20 protein-coding genes are annotated in these 15,952 nt (G+C 44.3%); 15 read left to right on the plus strand and 5 right to left on the minus strand.

The features are described 5' to 3' along the window. Nucleotides 1-82: 82 nt before the first annotated feature. The 12 genes from ACFE90_RS21295 (at nucleotide 83) to ACFE90_RS21350 (ending at nucleotide 9,362) form a co-directional block, all read left to right on the plus strand. Nucleotides 83-784: an MIP/aquaporin family protein gene (locus tag ACFE90_RS21295; protein WP_375504026.1), complete on the plus strand. Its 702-nt coding sequence runs from the start codon at nucleotides 83-85 to the stop codon at nucleotides 782-784. Between the two features lie 12 nt (nucleotides 785-796). Further along, nucleotides 797-1,231, plus strand: coding sequence for a DUF1622 domain-containing protein (locus tag ACFE90_RS21300; protein WP_375504028.1), 435 nt, complete (start codon nucleotides 797-799; stop codon nucleotides 1,229-1,231). Nucleotides 1,232-1,480: 249 nt separating this feature from the next. Continuing rightward, a complete protein-coding gene (locus ACFE90_RS21305; protein WP_375504030.1) occupies nucleotides 1,481-1,663 on the plus strand; it encodes a universal stress protein in 183 nt (60 codons plus the stop codon). After that, the gene (locus ACFE90_RS21310; RefSeq protein ID WP_375504066.1) at nucleotides 1,663-1,740 is read left to right on the plus strand and encodes a hexameric tyrosine-coordinated heme protein; all 78 of its coding nucleotides are present in this window, start codon (nucleotides 1,663-1,665) and stop codon (nucleotides 1,738-1,740) included. Before ACFE90_RS21305 ends, ACFE90_RS21310 begins: the two co-directional genes overlap by 1 nt. Before the next feature lie 46 nt (nucleotides 1,741-1,786). Further along, a complete protein-coding gene (locus tag ACFE90_RS21315) occupies nucleotides 1,787-2,245 on the plus strand; it encodes a hypothetical protein (protein WP_375504032.1) in 459 nt (152 codons plus the stop codon). Between the two features lie 217 nt (nucleotides 2,246-2,462). Next, nucleotides 2,463-3,155, plus strand: a complete 693-nt coding sequence (locus ACFE90_RS21320) for an alternative oxidase (RefSeq protein WP_375504034.1) — start codon at nucleotides 2,463-2,465, stop codon at nucleotides 3,153-3,155. Nucleotides 3,156-3,302: 147 nt separating this feature from the next. Then, nucleotides 3,303-4,691 carry an FAD-dependent oxidoreductase gene (locus ACFE90_RS21325; RefSeq protein ID WP_375504036.1) on the plus strand — a complete coding sequence of 463 codons (1,389 nt, stop codon included), beginning with the start codon at nucleotides 3,303-3,305 and terminating at the stop codon, nucleotides 4,689-4,691. A gap of 105 nt (nucleotides 4,692-4,796) precedes the next feature. Continuing rightward, nucleotides 4,797-5,540: a 3-oxoacyl-ACP reductase family protein gene (locus tag ACFE90_RS21330; protein ID WP_375504038.1), complete on the plus strand. Its 744-nt coding sequence runs from the start codon at nucleotides 4,797-4,799 to the stop codon at nucleotides 5,538-5,540. Nucleotides 5,541-5,849: 309 nt separating this feature from the next. Continuing rightward, a complete protein-coding gene (locus ACFE90_RS21335; protein ID WP_375504040.1) occupies nucleotides 5,850-6,419 on the plus strand; it encodes a hypothetical protein in 570 nt (189 codons plus the stop codon). 700 nt (nucleotides 6,420-7,119) lie between these two features. Beyond that, entirely contained in the window at nucleotides 7,120-7,395 is a 276-nt protein-coding gene (locus ACFE90_RS21340) for a hypothetical protein (protein ID WP_375504042.1), read from the plus strand. Nucleotides 7,396-7,409: 14 nt separating this feature from the next. Then, nucleotides 7,410-7,733, plus strand: a complete 324-nt coding sequence (locus tag ACFE90_RS21345) for a DUF4278 domain-containing protein (protein WP_375504044.1) — start codon at nucleotides 7,410-7,412, stop codon at nucleotides 7,731-7,733. A gap of 72 nt (nucleotides 7,734-7,805) precedes the next feature. Further along, complete coding sequence (locus tag ACFE90_RS21350) at nucleotides 7,806-9,362, plus strand: GMC family oxidoreductase (protein ID WP_375504046.1); 1,557 nt, start codon at nucleotides 7,806-7,808, stop codon at nucleotides 9,360-9,362. Nucleotides 9,363-9,496: 134 nt separating this feature from the next. Here ACFE90_RS21350 and ACFE90_RS21355 read toward each other — a convergent pair whose 3' ends face one another. Together ACFE90_RS21355 and ACFE90_RS21360 are read right to left on the minus strand one after the other, a co-directional pair. Continuing rightward, nucleotides 9,497-9,838, minus strand: coding sequence for a helix-turn-helix domain-containing protein (locus tag ACFE90_RS21355; protein ID WP_375504048.1), 342 nt, complete (start codon nucleotides 9,836-9,838; stop codon nucleotides 9,497-9,499). Continuing rightward, nucleotides 9,831-10,478 (minus strand): hypothetical protein, encoded by a 648-nt coding sequence (locus ACFE90_RS21360; RefSeq protein ID WP_375504050.1) that lies wholly within the window; start codon nucleotides 10,476-10,478, stop codon nucleotides 9,831-9,833. The genes ACFE90_RS21355 and ACFE90_RS21360 overlap by 8 nt, the downstream gene beginning before the upstream one ends. Between ACFE90_RS21360 and ACFE90_RS21365 the strand changes: the two genes are divergently transcribed. Continuing rightward, the gene (locus ACFE90_RS21365; protein WP_375504052.1) at nucleotides 10,450-10,794 is read left to right on the plus strand and encodes an Hsp20/alpha crystallin family protein; all 345 of its coding nucleotides are present in this window, start codon (nucleotides 10,450-10,452) and stop codon (nucleotides 10,792-10,794) included. The genes ACFE90_RS21360 and ACFE90_RS21365 overlap by 29 nt on opposite strands. A 261-nt stretch (nucleotides 10,795-11,055) precedes the next feature. On the opposite strand, the gene ACFE90_RS21370 is transcribed toward ACFE90_RS21365, so the two are convergent. Next, nucleotides 11,056-11,415, minus strand: coding sequence for a Rieske (2Fe-2S) protein (locus tag ACFE90_RS21370; protein ID WP_375504054.1), 360 nt, complete (start codon nucleotides 11,413-11,415; stop codon nucleotides 11,056-11,058). Between the two features lie 253 nt (nucleotides 11,416-11,668). Continuing rightward, nucleotides 11,669-12,253 carry a hypothetical protein gene (locus ACFE90_RS21375; protein ID WP_375504056.1) on the minus strand — a complete coding sequence of 195 codons (585 nt, stop codon included), beginning with the start codon at nucleotides 12,251-12,253 and terminating at the stop codon, nucleotides 11,669-11,671. A 360-nt stretch (nucleotides 12,254-12,613) separates the two neighbouring features. Here ACFE90_RS21375 and ACFE90_RS21380 point away from each other — a divergent pair, with 360 nt between their 5' ends. Together ACFE90_RS21380 and ACFE90_RS21385 are read left to right on the plus strand one after the other, a co-directional pair. Beyond that, nucleotides 12,614-14,602 carry a S8 family serine peptidase gene (locus ACFE90_RS21380; protein ID WP_375504058.1) on the plus strand — a complete coding sequence of 663 codons (1,989 nt, stop codon included), beginning with the start codon at nucleotides 12,614-12,616 and terminating at the stop codon, nucleotides 14,600-14,602. 184 nt (nucleotides 14,603-14,786) lie between these two features. Continuing rightward, complete coding sequence (locus ACFE90_RS21385; RefSeq protein WP_375504068.1) at nucleotides 14,787-14,894, plus strand: hypothetical protein; 108 nt, start codon at nucleotides 14,787-14,789, stop codon at nucleotides 14,892-14,894. A gap of 40 nt (nucleotides 14,895-14,934) precedes the next feature. Here ACFE90_RS21385 and ACFE90_RS21390 read toward each other — a convergent pair whose 3' ends face one another. Then, a complete protein-coding gene (locus tag ACFE90_RS21390) occupies nucleotides 14,935-15,672 on the minus strand; it encodes an SDR family oxidoreductase (protein ID WP_375504060.1) in 738 nt (245 codons plus the stop codon). Nucleotides 15,673-15,952 lie beyond the last annotated feature (280 nt).

Below are 15,952 nucleotides of genomic sequence, written 5' to 3' on the forward strand. Positions count from 1 at the left end.
TATATAATGATTATCATTCTTATACACTGGGGATTTTATTTGTTGGAAGTCCCTTGGACACGGTTTGCCAATAGAACAGCTTGTGCCTGATTCAAGCATTCGGCGACTGATTACGGGACTAATTTTTGCTGGAAGTGGAGCGATTGTAGCCGTTTCTCCCATTGGTAAACTGAGTGGTTCTCACATCAATCCTTCTGTCTCACTCGCATTTTGGATACATGGCAAAATGCACCTGCGAGATTTTGTTGGCTTTGTGATTGGACAGTTTCTGGGAGCGATCGCTGCTGTGTTACTGCTGGTGACTTTATGGGGAGATTATGCCAGAAGCGTTAGTAACGGCATGACGCTACCTGGATTGAATTATCCGCTGTGGGTTGTATTTTTCTCAGAAGTCACGATTACATTTCTCTTAGTGTTGACAATTTTTATTTTTGTCAGTCATCATCGGCTGATGCGTTGGACACCTTTGGTAGTCTGGCTCTTAATTGCTGGGATGGTATGGCAAGAAGCGCCAATTTCGGGAACAAGTCTCAATCCGGCGCGGAGTTTCGCACCGGCACTGGTAAGTGGAAATTGGCATCATCAGTGGATTTATGGAATTGCTCCGCCAATGGGTGCGGCGATGCCTGCGGCGGTAAACAACGCCGTGGGGGCGTTTCGGCTAATCGCACTAGGCGAACGGGATGTTCTGACTGGAAAGCTCTGTTACGCTTTTGATTACCCTAGTATTTTCAAAAATGTCAAACTGCCTCATTTCCAGCATCACCCTCATTTGCACAAATGAGCCTAGATGGGTATGTCAGTTTATTGGCTAGCCATTACCTTAGATGCCTCTAGTACAGAACATACCTTTGGGTTAACGCTTTTGGCAGAAGGATTATTGCAAGAATTCGCAATGTTTTTGAAAGTTTTTTTGGAAGGCATTGCAATTTTAACAGTTGCGATGGCTGTGATTCTCACACTCCGAAAAATCTTGCGTTTCTGGAGACGTGATCGGGTTCTCCAAGAAACGATCCGTTTAGAACTGGGAGTGGTCTTAGCCTTAGCGCTGGAATTTCTATTAGCTGCCGATATTGTCGGTACAGCTATTTCCCCCTCGTGGGATGCGGTGGCAAAACTTGCAGCGATTACTGGAATCCGTACCTTCCTCAACTTCTTTTTACAACGAGAAGTACGAGAATTACGAGAAACAGCCCACCCTCTTGATAGCATCAGTGAAAACCTGAAATGAATTAGTGGTCTACGTACAAGAACGCGAGCAATTCTGGTTAGTAAAAAAGTCTTTGTTGTTGAAGAGCGATCGGTAGACTATTTCAAGTATGAGCTAGCTTATAGAAGCGATTGAACTGCTATTGCATGATTAAAGCAGATGAACTTTTACTAGAACTCTCTCTAACCGCAGGTGAATTAAGTGATGTGATTTTGCCTTGTAAAACAGCAATCATTTGGTATTTAGAAATTGTTTAACTCAGGAGATTCTATGTTTAGCAAAATTCTAGTTGCAATTGACCGTTTTGCAAATGGCAATGCTGTTTTTGATGCAGCGCTTGCTTTGGCGAAGGCAACCAAAGGAAGCCTGATACTATTGCATATCCTGTCTTTACTCAACCGGATGAGGAAAAACGGAAACAACTGCCAGATGTATATAGCAATGATGCTATGATGCTGATTGCTGTTGGACAGACAGTTGCAACAGAGTTTGCCACGATCGCAGCTGCTAATAACTACTGGCGGAAGTAATATCTCGAAAGCGTCAAATCAGTAATTTGCAAGAGAGGTGATTTCAATGACACCTAAAGTAGATACCCTTGCCAAACTCTACCTGGAAGGAGAATCTGTCGAAATCTCAGACATAGCTCAACTAGAACTCTGTGACTGGCTGATGAGCGAGTTCCAACAACTTCCAATTAATCCCATGTTCTCTAATTACATGCGCTATCATAGGGCTGCCCAAATGTGTGCGGATATTGCCCAACAGCAGCTTTGGGTGTCGGCTGATAGTTACGATAGCGAGATTTATCCAAATCCTTTTTATGGTTTTGCGTTCCTGGCAATTCACGATTATTACCACTGTGTAGCGGATGCTGACTTTAGCCTTGAAGGAGAAATCACTGCTTACCGCACACTTGCAAATCGAGTCCCTAGTTTAGAGATTCAAAAAATTATCTACTCTGAAATTGTGCTGAAATCGTCTGCTCACATTTACTTGGGTCATTCACCTGCATCCAAACTTGTGTTTCCCTAAACGTTTACATATTGGAAGTAGAACTTATGGCTTCAACAATGACTAGCAAAAGTTGCTCGCAATCAATAATTTTGCCGATAAAGTGACACCAATAAAAAAAAAGAATGCGACAGATATATACTCCTAAACCTTTTTTCTATCTGGCTTTCTTAATTTTGAATTTTGAATTTTGAATTTTGAATTGGTATAATCTGTTCTGATTTTGGAGGAATGCATTATGAAAGTTTTGATTAGAGCGATCGTCAGTTTTTTCGTATTCATTGTAGATGTCGTGTACGGAAATCGTTCCTACGCTCGGTTTTATATGTTGGAAACCATCGCCCGCGTTCCTTACTTTTCTTATCTATCGGTGCTGCATTTTTACGAGACGTTAGGTTACTGGCGCAAAGCTGACTTGCTGAAAGTTCACTTTGCTGAAACTTGGAACGAATTACATCATTTGTTGATTATGGAATCACTGGGGGGCGGTCGCCTCTGGATTGATCGCTTCATTGCTCAACACGTTGCTGTGGCTTACTACTGGGTGGTTGTGCCGATTTACATGTTGTTTCCCTCTTACGCTTACTACCTGATGGAACTGATTGAAGGTCATGCCTACCACACCTATGAGGAATACTTGCAAACCAATGAAGCCCAACTGAAAGCTCAAAAAGCGCCCCAGGTTGCAATCAACTTCTACCGCGATGGCGACCTCTATATGTTTGATGAAGTTCAGACTGCACCAGGTCATGAATTTCGCCGTCCCAAGGTAGATAATTTATACGATGTGTTTGTGAACATCCGTGATGACGAATCCGAACATGTGAAAACTATGGTGGCACTCCAGAAACCAGAAGCGCGGCTAACCTTCAAAAGTCCCCATACAGTTTTTGAAGTGACAAAAGTTTTATCAAGCGAAGCAGAAGTTTGACAAAATAATTACTAATTCGTAATACTTGCCGAAGGCAAGAAGCAAGCTACGTAATTCGTAATTAAAGGTACAAGCCCCTGACTTTAGTTTTGCAAACAAATAAATTATTAGCACCTTTGCGACCTAGAAGAACTAGAGGGACAAATTATGAAAACAATCGCTCAACAAGCAATTGTGATTGGCGCAAGCATGGGTGGACTGCTGGCAGCAAGGGCATTAGCAGATTATTACCAGCAAGTAACAGTAGTGGAGCGCGATATTTTCCCTGACGCAGGCAAGAACCGCAAGGGAGTACCCCAAGATCACCACGCACACGGACTATTATCGAGGGGTAGAGAGGTGCTTGAAGAGCTTTTCCCTGGGATCACAGAAGAATTAGAGGCACAGGGAGCGCTACCGAACCAGCCATTACAACAATCGCGTTGGTTTAGTAATGGAGGGTATTTATGCCGAAACAGCCAAAGCGACCTGATTTTGCTGTTGGTTAGTCGTCCTTTACTTGAAGCTCAAGTACGCAAACGTCTGTTATCTCTGCCGAATATAAAGATGATTGAGAATTGTGATGTACAGGGGTTACTGACAACTCCCGACCAGACTCGAATCACCGGGGTACGCTTTAACCATCGGGGTGATGGAAGTACTGAGTCACTGAAGGCAGATTTGGTAGTAGATGCGACGGGACGGAGGTCTATTAGTCCGGTCTGGCTAGAGAAACTTGGCTATGAAAAGCCTCAAGAAGAACAGGTACGTATGGATATAAGTTATACTACGCGCACCTATCGCCGCCGACCAGGAGACCTCCAAGGCGATCTCTCGACAATCATCACACCCTCTCTCCCTAACTGGCGCAGTGGAGTCATATTGGCTCAAGAAGGCGATCGCTGGATCGTTAGCATTGGTGGTTATCTGGGCGATCACGCACCCACTGACGAAAAAGGCTTCCTTGAATTCGCCAAGGCCATGCCTGCTCAGGAGTTCTACGAAATCATCAAGGATGCTGAACCCCTCTCAGAAATAGTGCCTTACAAGGTTCCAACTAGCCAGCGCCGCCATTATGAAAGAATGGCGCGTTTTCCCGAAAATTACTTGGTTTTTGGTGATGCCATTTGCAGCTTTAACCCGGTCTACGGTCAAGGCATGACGGTTTCTGCTCTTGAGTCGCTGGCTTTGCGAAATTGCCTTGCTAAAGGTAGCCAAAATCTAGCTCGGCGTTTCTTCAAGGAGGCGAGTCAGGTAGTAGACACCGCTTGGAGTATCGCTGTAGGCGGCGACCTGCGTATTCCCCAGGTGGAAGGGACGCGCAGCTTAAAGGTACGCTTTCTCAACTGGTATATAAGTAAGTTGCACATTGCTGCGCGACGAGATCCAGTGGTGGCCATTGCATTTTTGAAGGTGACAAACTTAACAACTTCTCCCAATAGCCTGATACACCCTATAATTTCTCTGAGGGTACTATTGGGTAACATTTTACAGGTTGGCATTTTTAAAGTAGTCAACTACAAAAGGAACAGCAATGCACAAATGTATTCTAATTAATTGTGACTTTCACGACGAGTAGATTAGGTTGTTGCAGCAGAATTTGCAGCTTTTACCCATTAGACGCACAGCAAATTATCCAATTTCTAATCCACGGTATTGAACATGAACTACACACTCAAAAATAAACGCGCACTGGTCACCGGAGGAAGTCGCGGTATCGGGGCTGCGATCGTTAAGCGTTTGGCAACTGAAGGTGCTGATGTCGCTTTCACCTATACCAGCTCGCCCGATCGCGCCAAGGAAATCACGCAGGCGGTGCAAGCACTCGGTGTTCAGGCTTTGGCCATCCAAGCCAACAACGCTGAAGCAAGTGAGGTGGTGGCTGCTGTTGAACAGACAGTAGAGAAATTGGGTGGCATTGATATCCTCGTCAATAATGCAGGTGTAGCGGTGATGTCCCCTATCGATGATTTCACACTTGCGGACTTTGATCGCATCCTTGCTATTAATGTGCGTGCCGTATTTGTGGCGACCCAAGCAGCAGTCAAGCACATGCAAGAAGGCGGACGCATTATCAACATTGGCAGCACCAACGCCGAACGTGTGTCATTTGCCGGTGCCTCTGTTTATGCTATGAGTAAATCTGCTTTGCAAGGGCTTGTGCAAGGGCTGGCGCGTGACCTTGGCCCGCGTGGAATTACGATCAATAACGTCCAGCCCGGGCCGATCGCTACCGATATGAATCCGCCAGAGGGCGAGTTTGCCGAGATGATCAAAAAGCAGCTAGCACTGCCCCGCTACGGCACTGTTGAGGAGGTTGCAGGGATGGTCGCTTATCTAGCTGGGTCTGAGGCAGCTTACATCACTGGTGCAAACCTAATGATTGATGGAGGGTTCAGCGCCTAACTGCTGTCGGTGTAGCCAACTGTAAATATCAATCCTCAGCAATGAGCGAAACCAGACTAACTGCAAGGATGCTGAAACCTTTAGCCAGAAATATTTTTAGCTTTTTGGGCTAAAAGTCAAGATCAGATAAGCTAAAACACATCTAATTTGCACATTAAAATTTTCTGAATATCTTGTGGGGTGGGCATCTTGCCCGCCCCGATTATACAACTTAAATGCTGATTAGCTTATGCATACTCATATAAAATTGTCAATGGTTGTATCGATTACATTTTTAGTATGTGGAATTCTAAGGAGGTATCTTTGTCAATGATTTACTTTTATTTATATATCTGGTTAAAACAGCACCGGATAGCCGTTGGAGGAATGTTGCTTGTGATCGCCCTCATAGGCTGTAATGACTCTGTTAAATCGCAGCCACCTGCCAATACCCCATCGGTTGCAAATTTCATCGCGTCCAGTCCGACACCGCCACCAGCCTCTCCTACACAAAGCCCTGCTAGTGCCGAGCCAGGGCAGCAAGCAATCCAAGTGATTCGTGACTATTATAGTGCGATCGCACGTCTTGACTATAAACGAGCTTATTCAGCTTGGGAGGGAAATGGCGCTGCTAGCAAGCAGTCGTTTGAGCAGTTCAAGCAGGGTTTTGCCAACACCACATCCGTTGCTGTAGAAGTTGGAAAACCTGGTAGACCAGATCCAGGGGCAGGCTCAATCTATATTCAGATTCCGGTTACTATTACTACTGTTACTACCAATGGAACTCCGCAGCGATTTCGCGGCAGCTATGTGCTGCGACGAGTCAATAATGTTCCTGGCTCAACTCCAGAGCAGCGTAAATGGCATCTTTACTCGGCGAAAATTACTCAAGTTAATTAGTGGCAAAACGCTGGTTTTCTAAAATTCAAAACTAAAACCAGCATTGCTTCAACGCAAAAAAAATACAAAAATAGCAACGCAAAAAACCTGGTATTAGTGCTCATTGTTACTGTGTTTGCCATGATGGATACTGGCCTTTAAAACAGGTTGATAACTATAGAGACAATGAGTAAAACCGACGTTAGCATCGTTGGAGCAATCTTAAAGCTTAGATGAATGGGTTTGTCATATCAAGTCCGGTGAATCACTTACGATTACTGTATCTGTGCAAAAATCTCAAAAGCCTCTTTCCCCCTGCTCCCTGCCCCCTGCCCCCTGCGGTTTTAATGATAAGTCTTTAGCCGGACATGATATCAGATACTCTTAACGAGACTTACCGATCATAAAAATCGTTGCATTGAGATATCTCACTCACAAGTACACCAAACCTGCAAAACTCCCCATAGGATTTTTGAAGCGATCGCTAGACATCATATTCACCCTGAGCGATCGCATCTAACTTCGCTCGGTCTAACACCAGAATTTTACCACCTCGATAATAATTGGCGATCGCCTAGATTTGCTTGAACAAACATATCTAGTGGGGTAACAACTATGGTGAAAAGTTTTTACTGCTCAAATGCCAGGAAATAATTCACCAATAGAATGAACAGAAAATTGGGTGAAACTCAAAACATTTAACTTGTAAGGATAAATTCGGATGAAACTATCAACAATCTGGATAACAAGTATTAGTTTACTTATCGGCACTTCTGCTTTAGTAATTGCTGTATCTCAAGTTAACTTCAAGGCTTTTGCTACGGCATCAAATATTCCACCAGGATTGACTAAGCTTGGCAACAAATCTTATCTACTGACTTGGACAGACAATTCTGTTGTATATGTCTCTTGCTATCCCACAGTTAAACCCAAAATGAAGCCTGCACCAATTAAGGAAACACCAAATCGGTATGTCCTTACCTGTAAAAATAAATAGATTAGGAGCAAAAAATGAAACTTTACTATCGCGGACTTACTTACGAATATAACTCAGAAGAAGCAGCCAAAAAATCAATACGACCATTTGCACCAGTTCGTCATCAAGGTTCTGCTTACAACCTGACTTATCGTGGACTAACCTATCGTGTTGACCCAAATATAGAGCCTACGGAAGTTTTTACACGACCAGTTACTTATCAATTAAATTATCGGGGAATTGCCTATTTTGTGGAGAGAACACATACAGGAGAAGTTTCTACAAAATTCTCTCAACCTGTTACCGCTTTAAAAGTTAGAAAATTTTTCATCAATATTTTAGGATCGCAAAAATTATGAAAAATTTTCTTTAAAACTTTTGTATTGCTGGCAATTTTATTTACCTAATAACAACAAACAAGGAGAACTTCCATGACTCAATATGATTACATTGTGATTGGTGCAGGTTCGGCAGGCTGCGTTGTCGCCAACCGTCTGACAGAAGACCGTCAAACTACTGTATTGTTGCTCGAAGCGGGCAATCCAGATACAAAGCCAGAGATTCATATCCCACTGGAATGCACGCGCCTACCAGGCACAGAGGTAGACTGGGGCTATTTCTCTGAACCAGAACCGTACCTAAATAATCGCCAAATCTTTTGTCCTCGTGGCAAAGTCTTAGGGGGCAGCAGTTCGATTAATTTCCTGGTGTACATCCGGGGCAATCGGCACGATTATGACCATTGGCAGGAATTGGGAAATCCCGGTTGGTCATACCAGGATGTATTGCCTTATTTCAAGAAATCTGAAAACCAGCAACGCGGTGCCTCTGAGTATCACGGAGTTGATGGGGAGTTGAGCGTTACCGATGTCATTTCCCCGGCTCCCATCTCGAAACGATTTATCGATGCAGCAGTCGCACTGGGCTATGACTACAATCCTGATTTCAATGGAACGCAGCAGGAAGGGGCGGGACCGATTCAGTTAACGGTCAAAGATGGTAAACGGCACAGTGCTGCTGCTGGATTTCTGGTGCCGATTCTGCATCGTCCGAACTTAACGGTGCAAACGGGTGTGTTAGTGACACGGTTGTTGTTTGAGGGAACCCGTACGGTTGGAGTGGAATACCTGCATGAGGGAATGCTGCACCAAGTCAGAGTCAATCAGGAAGTGATTTTAAGTGCGGGTTCGTTCGATTCGCCCAAGCTGCTGATGCTTTCCGGCATTGGAGATAAAGCACAATTACAAGCAATGGATATTCCAGTTGTTGTTGATTTGCCGGGTGTGGGTCAAAACCTGCAAGACCATATTCTCGTTCCTGTGCCCTACGAGGCAATCGGTGATTTACACACGGCAATGACAAGCAATGGGTGTGCTGAAGCTGGATTGTTTTTGCATAGCCAGAGTAATCAGGGGGTTGCGCCAGATTTAGAATTAATTTTCGGCCCGATTATGTGGGCACCTCCTGGCTATCCCAACTCTGGTGTGGGCTTCACAGGTATAATTGCTTTGGTTCATCCTGAGAATATTGGTAGTGTCAGTTTGCGATCGCGCAATCCTCAAGATGCACCAGTAATTCGGCTGAACTATCTGCAAAGTCAATCCGATGTGCAAAAGCTGGTTGAGGGAGTTAGACTAATACGCCAATTGTTCCAAACCAGTGCCTTTGATGAATTTCGCGGTAGGGAAGTCGCTCCTCGTGCTCATGTGACTGGCGATGCAGCACTCGAAGCTTATGTCCGGGAAGTTTGCAGTACTGTGTTTCATCCTATCGGCACCTGCAAGATGGGGACTGACCTAATGGCGGTTGTAGATCCCGAACTACGGGTACGTGGAGTTGAGGGATTGCGTGTCGTCGATGCATCGATTATGCCAACTCTCAACACGGGACATACGAACGCGCCCGCCATTATGATCGGCGAAAAAGCAGCCGATTTAATTAAAGCCGCTCTTCGCGTTTCACAGCGAGTACAGAAAGCAATTGCATAACTCGCTCGTGCGATTTCTAAACATCATATTCACCTTGGGCGATCGCATCTAACTTCACTTGGTCTAAAACTAGAATTTTACCGCCTCGATGGTAAGTGACGATCGCCTGGATCTGCTTGAACAGTCGTACACATTCACTCTAATAAATAACGGTAGGTTGCTTTGATAATTTGAGCCAGTGCAGAAGCTGTATCCGGCTCAAGACGTTTGTCGCTCAAAAGCAAAATTATAATCTCTTCATCAATATTTAGTTGCCGGTCCTGATCAGTGAAGAATAAATCACTTGGTCGTACTTGTAGCCAGTTGCACAGAGCAATAAATGTCTCCATGTCCGGCATTTTGCCATTTTCTACCCTTGATAAGGTAGATGGCGATACATTGCCAATTTCTACGGATATTTCGCGCAGTCCTCTAGTACCGCGTTTGTTACGGACTAGGGCTGCTAGTCGCTGGATGTCTAAATAGGTATTAGTCATTAGTCAAAACCTTTACCAATTCTCTAAATAGCAACCGCGCTCCTTTGGCCGCAACGCGATTCCTAACCAGCTTCACCGGGCGACCAGCTGCTTTTTCAGTATCCAACTGTTCGCCCAAAATTTTACCAATTTCATTTTTGAGGCGCGATCGCTTTGGCTCAATACGAGTAAACACCCACTGCCACAAAGACTTGCGGCACAAATCCGAGCCGCCAACTACCAAAATTTTTTTGCGATCGCCAGATGATTCTAGATTGGGGGCGGCTCCTATTGCTTTCTGAAACCTTCTGAGTGAAAGGTGACGTTTAGTAGGCTTTTTAGAGTTTCGCCCGGTTAGTATTTTCACAAGAGGTTTACCCGAAGCATCCAAGAATCCCTCAATAGGGTAAATTTGGGAGATGATTACCGACGAAAGGCGATCGCCAAAACCAAACTTTTTAAAAACTGTGCGGTAATGGTCAAAGCGAGAATCAGCAAGCAATTCTCGTAATTCTGCCTCGATGACGTGTTCCTCTTTCTGGAGGTCACAGATGCGTTTTGCGTGTTCACGAACCGTTTCGGTGATTCCTAAGCCGACAGATTGAGAGTAAAGGCGCTCATAGCGTGTACTTTTGCGAACTCCAGCAAGCCAACCCCACATTCAAGTTACTCAAGATGCAGTTTCGATTGCTGGTGAGCATCGTTACGAAAAACATTCCGAATCTAACGCCAAAGTTCATTCTGAATTTCGGTATGGCAACTTTACTAGAGTAGTTTCTCTACCAAGCAAAGTTCAGAATCAACAAGTTAAGGCAGACATGAAAGATGGGATTTTAATTCTGACTTTACCTAAACTGGAGCAAGAGCAAAACAAGGTATTCAGAGTGAATTTAGGCAACTCTCAAAGTACTACAGCTTCTATAAAAGCTGGGAATGGTAATACACAACCCAACATTACATCACAACAAAACGTTTAAGCTACTTGAGAAAATGTTCTCTCTGATTCAATAGTTCCTATATCTCTGAAATAGCTGCATTTTGAGAAAAACCCCAGCTAAACTTATCGGCTGGGGTTTTTGTCGCTTAACTGCTAAAAAATAGATAGGCTAGTTCCGCAAGGCAAAAGTCAAAAGTCAAAAGTCAAAAGTTTTGTATATCAAAATTTTTGCTTTTTCAAATGGTAGTTTGATTGATGCCGCGCTGTACTAGTATATTGCAAGAAATTCAGGGGGAGGGCGCTATTCCTCTTGAACATCAACCCAGATGCTACCTTCTTCCACACGAATAGGAAATACTGGCAATGCTTTTTGTGGCGAAACCATCGAGAGTACTTTACCTACACCAGGTGGCCAGGAACACCAGCCTTGTACCTCACCAGTTTGCAGGTCAAAAGCACTGCGATGGAAGGTACAAACTATTGCTCCATCTTCAGTGATTTTCCCACTTTTCAACGGTAATTTTAAGTGGGGACAGTTGTTATCTACTGCATAAAGTTGATTTTCGTGGTTCAAAACCAGAATTTTCCGGTTACCAACTTTCACCACTTGCCGCGTACCTGGGGAAAGTGCTTCGACTGCAAGAACTTTAGTCCAACTCATTAGGTTCTCCTCTCCTAATTAATCTGCCTTCAGTTTCTCGCAATTGTGACTAGTGCGATCGCCTTTCATTACTGGGAAATGCAAAAGGTTAACAATTCAAAATTAAAGACATTTCAGACGAAGAGAAGTGCCTTGCGCGGGTTCCCCGCGTTGTGGCAACTTCGGGGAATTTAAACCCCAACTGTAGCAAGAATCGGCAGCGTAACTGATGCTATATGTAATGGTTGGTTGAGGTCTTGCCTTAAATTTACGATCAATGCCCTAGCCTAAAACCTCTTTCCATAAGCATCTGAGGTTCGATATTCTCAACTTTAGGTATCGCTTCTAACTGAGAAATCCCGGCGATCGCATCTGCAATATTACCTGATTGGGCACGTAACCAAGCGCTGTGAGGTGCATAGGGAAGGCTTTCTACTATTTCGTAACCGGCTCGATTAATTACCTCGCGTTGCGACTTCACATCAACGCTTTCAGCAAAGCGGATGAAAATAAGCCCGGTTGGTACTGCTAAAGAACCATTTGGTTGTAATGTGTAAATTGGACTTAGTGTTCCCTGTTCTGAGTAATTGGGTTCGCCTGGAAAAACTGCTATTTTACCATCGTTAAGTTGTAAAATTGCTCCTTTTACCAGGGTTTTGGGTTGATTGTAATGTATTGCATAATATCCAGGCTTACGAGTGTAAGATACAGCAGTGCGTAGGCGTAGCCCGGCGTAGGCATCGTTGCCAACGCGAATTTGTTCAGGATACTCAGAAAAGTAATCTTTTTGAAATCTCACTTCAGGAATCAGGGGTAAAGAGTACACCTGTAGAAAATACTCTGCCGGGAAATAAAACATTTTTTCAAGTTCTAATGATGTTATAGCGTTTTTTAATGGTATGCAATACAAATCTTCCATCGGAATGCAAGCTATACGCCTTTATTCATATTGAAGATTCGTAAAACAGCCTGACCTCGAATCCCTCTTTTCTGGAAAGACGAATCAAAAGCTTGTATGAACTTAGATAGATTAAATTCTGTTTAATTTGTATCTTTTTAAACCGTAATACACATATAACACATGAAATCAGAAGCATCCATAAACTAAACGTAAATACCAAGCGCACGTTGCAAGAACACAACGCATGATGCGGTTTTGCCCATTCCAATGCCCAATTTTTAAGATAGTAATATTCCAAATATCCCGGGAGATAAAATTATGGTTCAAGTTCGTTATGGTGGGCAGAATGGCCAACAATATGAACTTGCTATCAGTGACGAACACGTTGTAGTGCGTACCGAAAGCCGCAGCGCTCTTATTGGTGCAAGACCCTTTGAAGTCGCACCAGTATCACCTACAGCTCGCAACATCCTTAATGAATTCGAGTTAGCAACGCGGTTTCGGCAAGCAGGTGTAGAAATTTTGCGAGCGAAAGTTCCGACTGAAGGTGTGGCTTTGCGCGATCGCGCCCGTGATATTCTCAACCAAGAGCCTGAAGTCCAATTTGCCGGACGTGTTCTTGTCGATCCAGTATCCCAACAACCTATAATTTACACCGAAAACCTCTTCCTTAAATTCCATAGTGAAGAAGAGTTAACGGTTTGCCAAGAAGTCTTAAGACGTTACGACTTAACAATTAAACGCCAACTGGAATATGCACCAAATGCTTACTTTGTTAGTGCATCTGCAAATACTGGTATAGCCATCTTTAACATCGCCGAGAGACTTTTGAATGAAGAATCAGTTGATCTGTGCCATCCTGAATTAGTGCGGGAGTTACGCCAACGTCAGGTTTTCTCGCAGCAGTGGCACTTAAAGCAAACAACAATTAATGGTAAGGTAATTAACGCCCATGTCAGCGTTGAGGCAGCTTGGAAGTTGAGCGATGGCACTGGGACGATTATTGCAATTATTGACGACGGTGTGGATCTCGATCATGAAGAGTTCCGGTCCTCTGGAAAAATTGTTGCCCCGCGTGATGTCACACGTAAAACTGACAATCCCAGACCGGGAAACGACGATAACCACGGGACAGGCTGTGCAGGAGTAGCTTGTGCAAACGGCAACTTTGGTGCATCTGGTGTGGCACCGGGTGCAAAGCTGATGCCGATTCGTTTAGCTTCGGCGCTGGGGTCGCAGGATGAAGCAGATGCTTTTGTTTGGGCGGCTCAAAATGGTGCTGATGTAATTTCTTGTAGCTGGGGGCCCGCAGACGGTGTTTGGTATGAGCCAAACGATCCTGTACACAAGCAGAAAGTACCTCTGCCTGATTCCACACGCCTTGCTATGGAGTTTGCAATTAATAAGGGACGCAACGGTAAGGGCTGTGTAATTTTATTCGCGGCTGGCAATGGTAACGAAAGCGTGGATAATGATGGCTACGCCAGCTACCAAAAGGTGATTGCTGTGGCAGCTTGTAACGACTACGGCAACAGAAGCGCTTACAGTGACTTTGGTCAGGCGGTCTGGTGTACCTTCCCTAGCAACAATGGCGATAGTTCTCAAACCACTGGAATTTGGACAACCGATCGCTCTGGTGTAGTTGGCTATAATTCGGGTAATCGGAATCTGGGTGACGTTCCAGGCAACTACACGAACCAATTCGGCGGAACTTCCAGTGCTTGTCCAGGTGCGGCTGGTGTTGCAGCCCTAATTATTGCTAGAAACCAAAATCTGCGTTGGGACGAAGTGCGAGATATTATTAAACGCTCTTGCGATCGCATCGATCAAGCTGGAGGTAAATATGATGCTAATGGTCGTAGTCCCTTCTACGGTTACGGTCGAATGAATGCTCTAAAAGCTGTAGAATTGGCCAAGCCACCTGAAAGATTACCCATCAGCAGATTCCAGGCAGTGCAAGATGTCCCAATTAACGACTTACAACAATCAACATTATCGTTGGCGATCGCTAGTACTAGCCTGATAAAATCCATTAAAGTTAATGTAGACATCGAGCATACTTTTATTGGTGACCTTGTAGTTACTCTCTTTCCCCCCGTGCAAACAAGCGTATTTCCTGTAATTCTGCACGATCGCCAGGGTGGAGCTACAAATAATATTAAAACAATTTATGACGAGACAAATACCCTTAAACTTGCTGCCTTTAAAGGTAAAAGTCCTGAAGGAACCTGGACTCTTCAAGTTGCAGATAAGGCTGACGCAGATACAGGAAAAATTCGCAGCTTAACCATTGAAATTGGATTTTAAGTAGGAACGCACAGCTGTGTATTGGTGTCAACTTAAGGTAAAAGTTAGTTAAGAAAAAGTGTTCTAGAGTTGCCCTCATCGCCTAACCCCTTCTCCCAACATCGGAAAAGGGGAACTGGAGAATTATGCGTCACAAGTAGAAGAAAAGCATATAGAACCCATTTGACATATTTGAGAACTACGAATTAAGCGCAAGGCTTGCAAGACAATCTGTTTTTCCAAGCTGGATTTGATGCATGATACTGTGATTGGCTTGTTCATCAATCGAGAAGAGTTTGGGCTTGCTGTTTAATACCAGATCCCCTTGTCTAGAGCATTACCCTGCAATATAGTTAACTTGATGACACCTCAACGACATTTTGGGCAAAGCTTTTATAAGCATCGCCCATTTGTTTAGCCCTCGAGTCAGGAAAGACGTGAAAATCCCCAGCTTTGAGAGCTTTTATTATCCCCTCTGCCACCAGTGCAGGTGGCTGTGCAATCTCACTCAGTCCTGCCGCATCGCTCATATCCGTGGTAATCGGGCCAGGGTGAACACTTAGCACAAACGTGTCCTGCTCACTCAATAGTTCTCGTAATACCTGCGTGATTGAATAGGCCGCAGCTTTTGAGGCACAGTAAGTGGCAGAGTCGCGGAAACCTTTGAGCGAAGCAACAGAATTGATTTGGACAAAGACGCCACCTCCATTGGCTTTGAGTACCGGGGCAAACGCCTGAGCCATGTAGATCAATCCATATACATTGATCTTTATCTGAAATTCGAGAGCGGCGATCGCATCCTCAGCTAAGAGAGTTCCACCTTGAAAGACTCCTGCATTATTGATAACTATTTGCACATCTTTGGCAGTTTGAGCGGCAGCAACAATAGATTGAGGATCACCTAAATCAATCTGAATTGGTACTATCCGATCGCCGTATTGTTCAACCAATGAGGAGACACTGTTGAGCTTACGAACAGCCGCATAGACTTTGGTGGCTCCGTGTTCAATAAACGACTCAACTATCGCCTTGCCGATGCCGCGATTTGCGCCCGTAACCAAAATGGTTTTGTTTTTGATGTCGTAGTTCATTTGGATTTCTCTTTATGATTTTCCATGATCTGAAAAACCTTGGACAATCGATCTAAGTTAGAGCAAAGAAATTTAGCTCCTCTTTTGAAGAAAGATTACGGCCTCCACCGCTCCTTCTAGCATGGTATCATCATCCATCATGCGAATTTAACCTTAGCAAGGAGAGGGCTAGGGTGGGGTATTTTTAATACTCTGTTAAATAACCACATATTACTGAGCAAAAATCAAAATATTCTTCCCTGTAGGAGCTTCCGCTTTCACGTTTCCGTGTTCCGCGCAG

Source organism: uncultured Nostoc sp., assembly GCF_964245445.1.
Taxonomy (GTDB): Bacteria; Cyanobacteriota; Cyanobacteriia; order Cyanobacteriales; family Nostocaceae; genus Nostoc.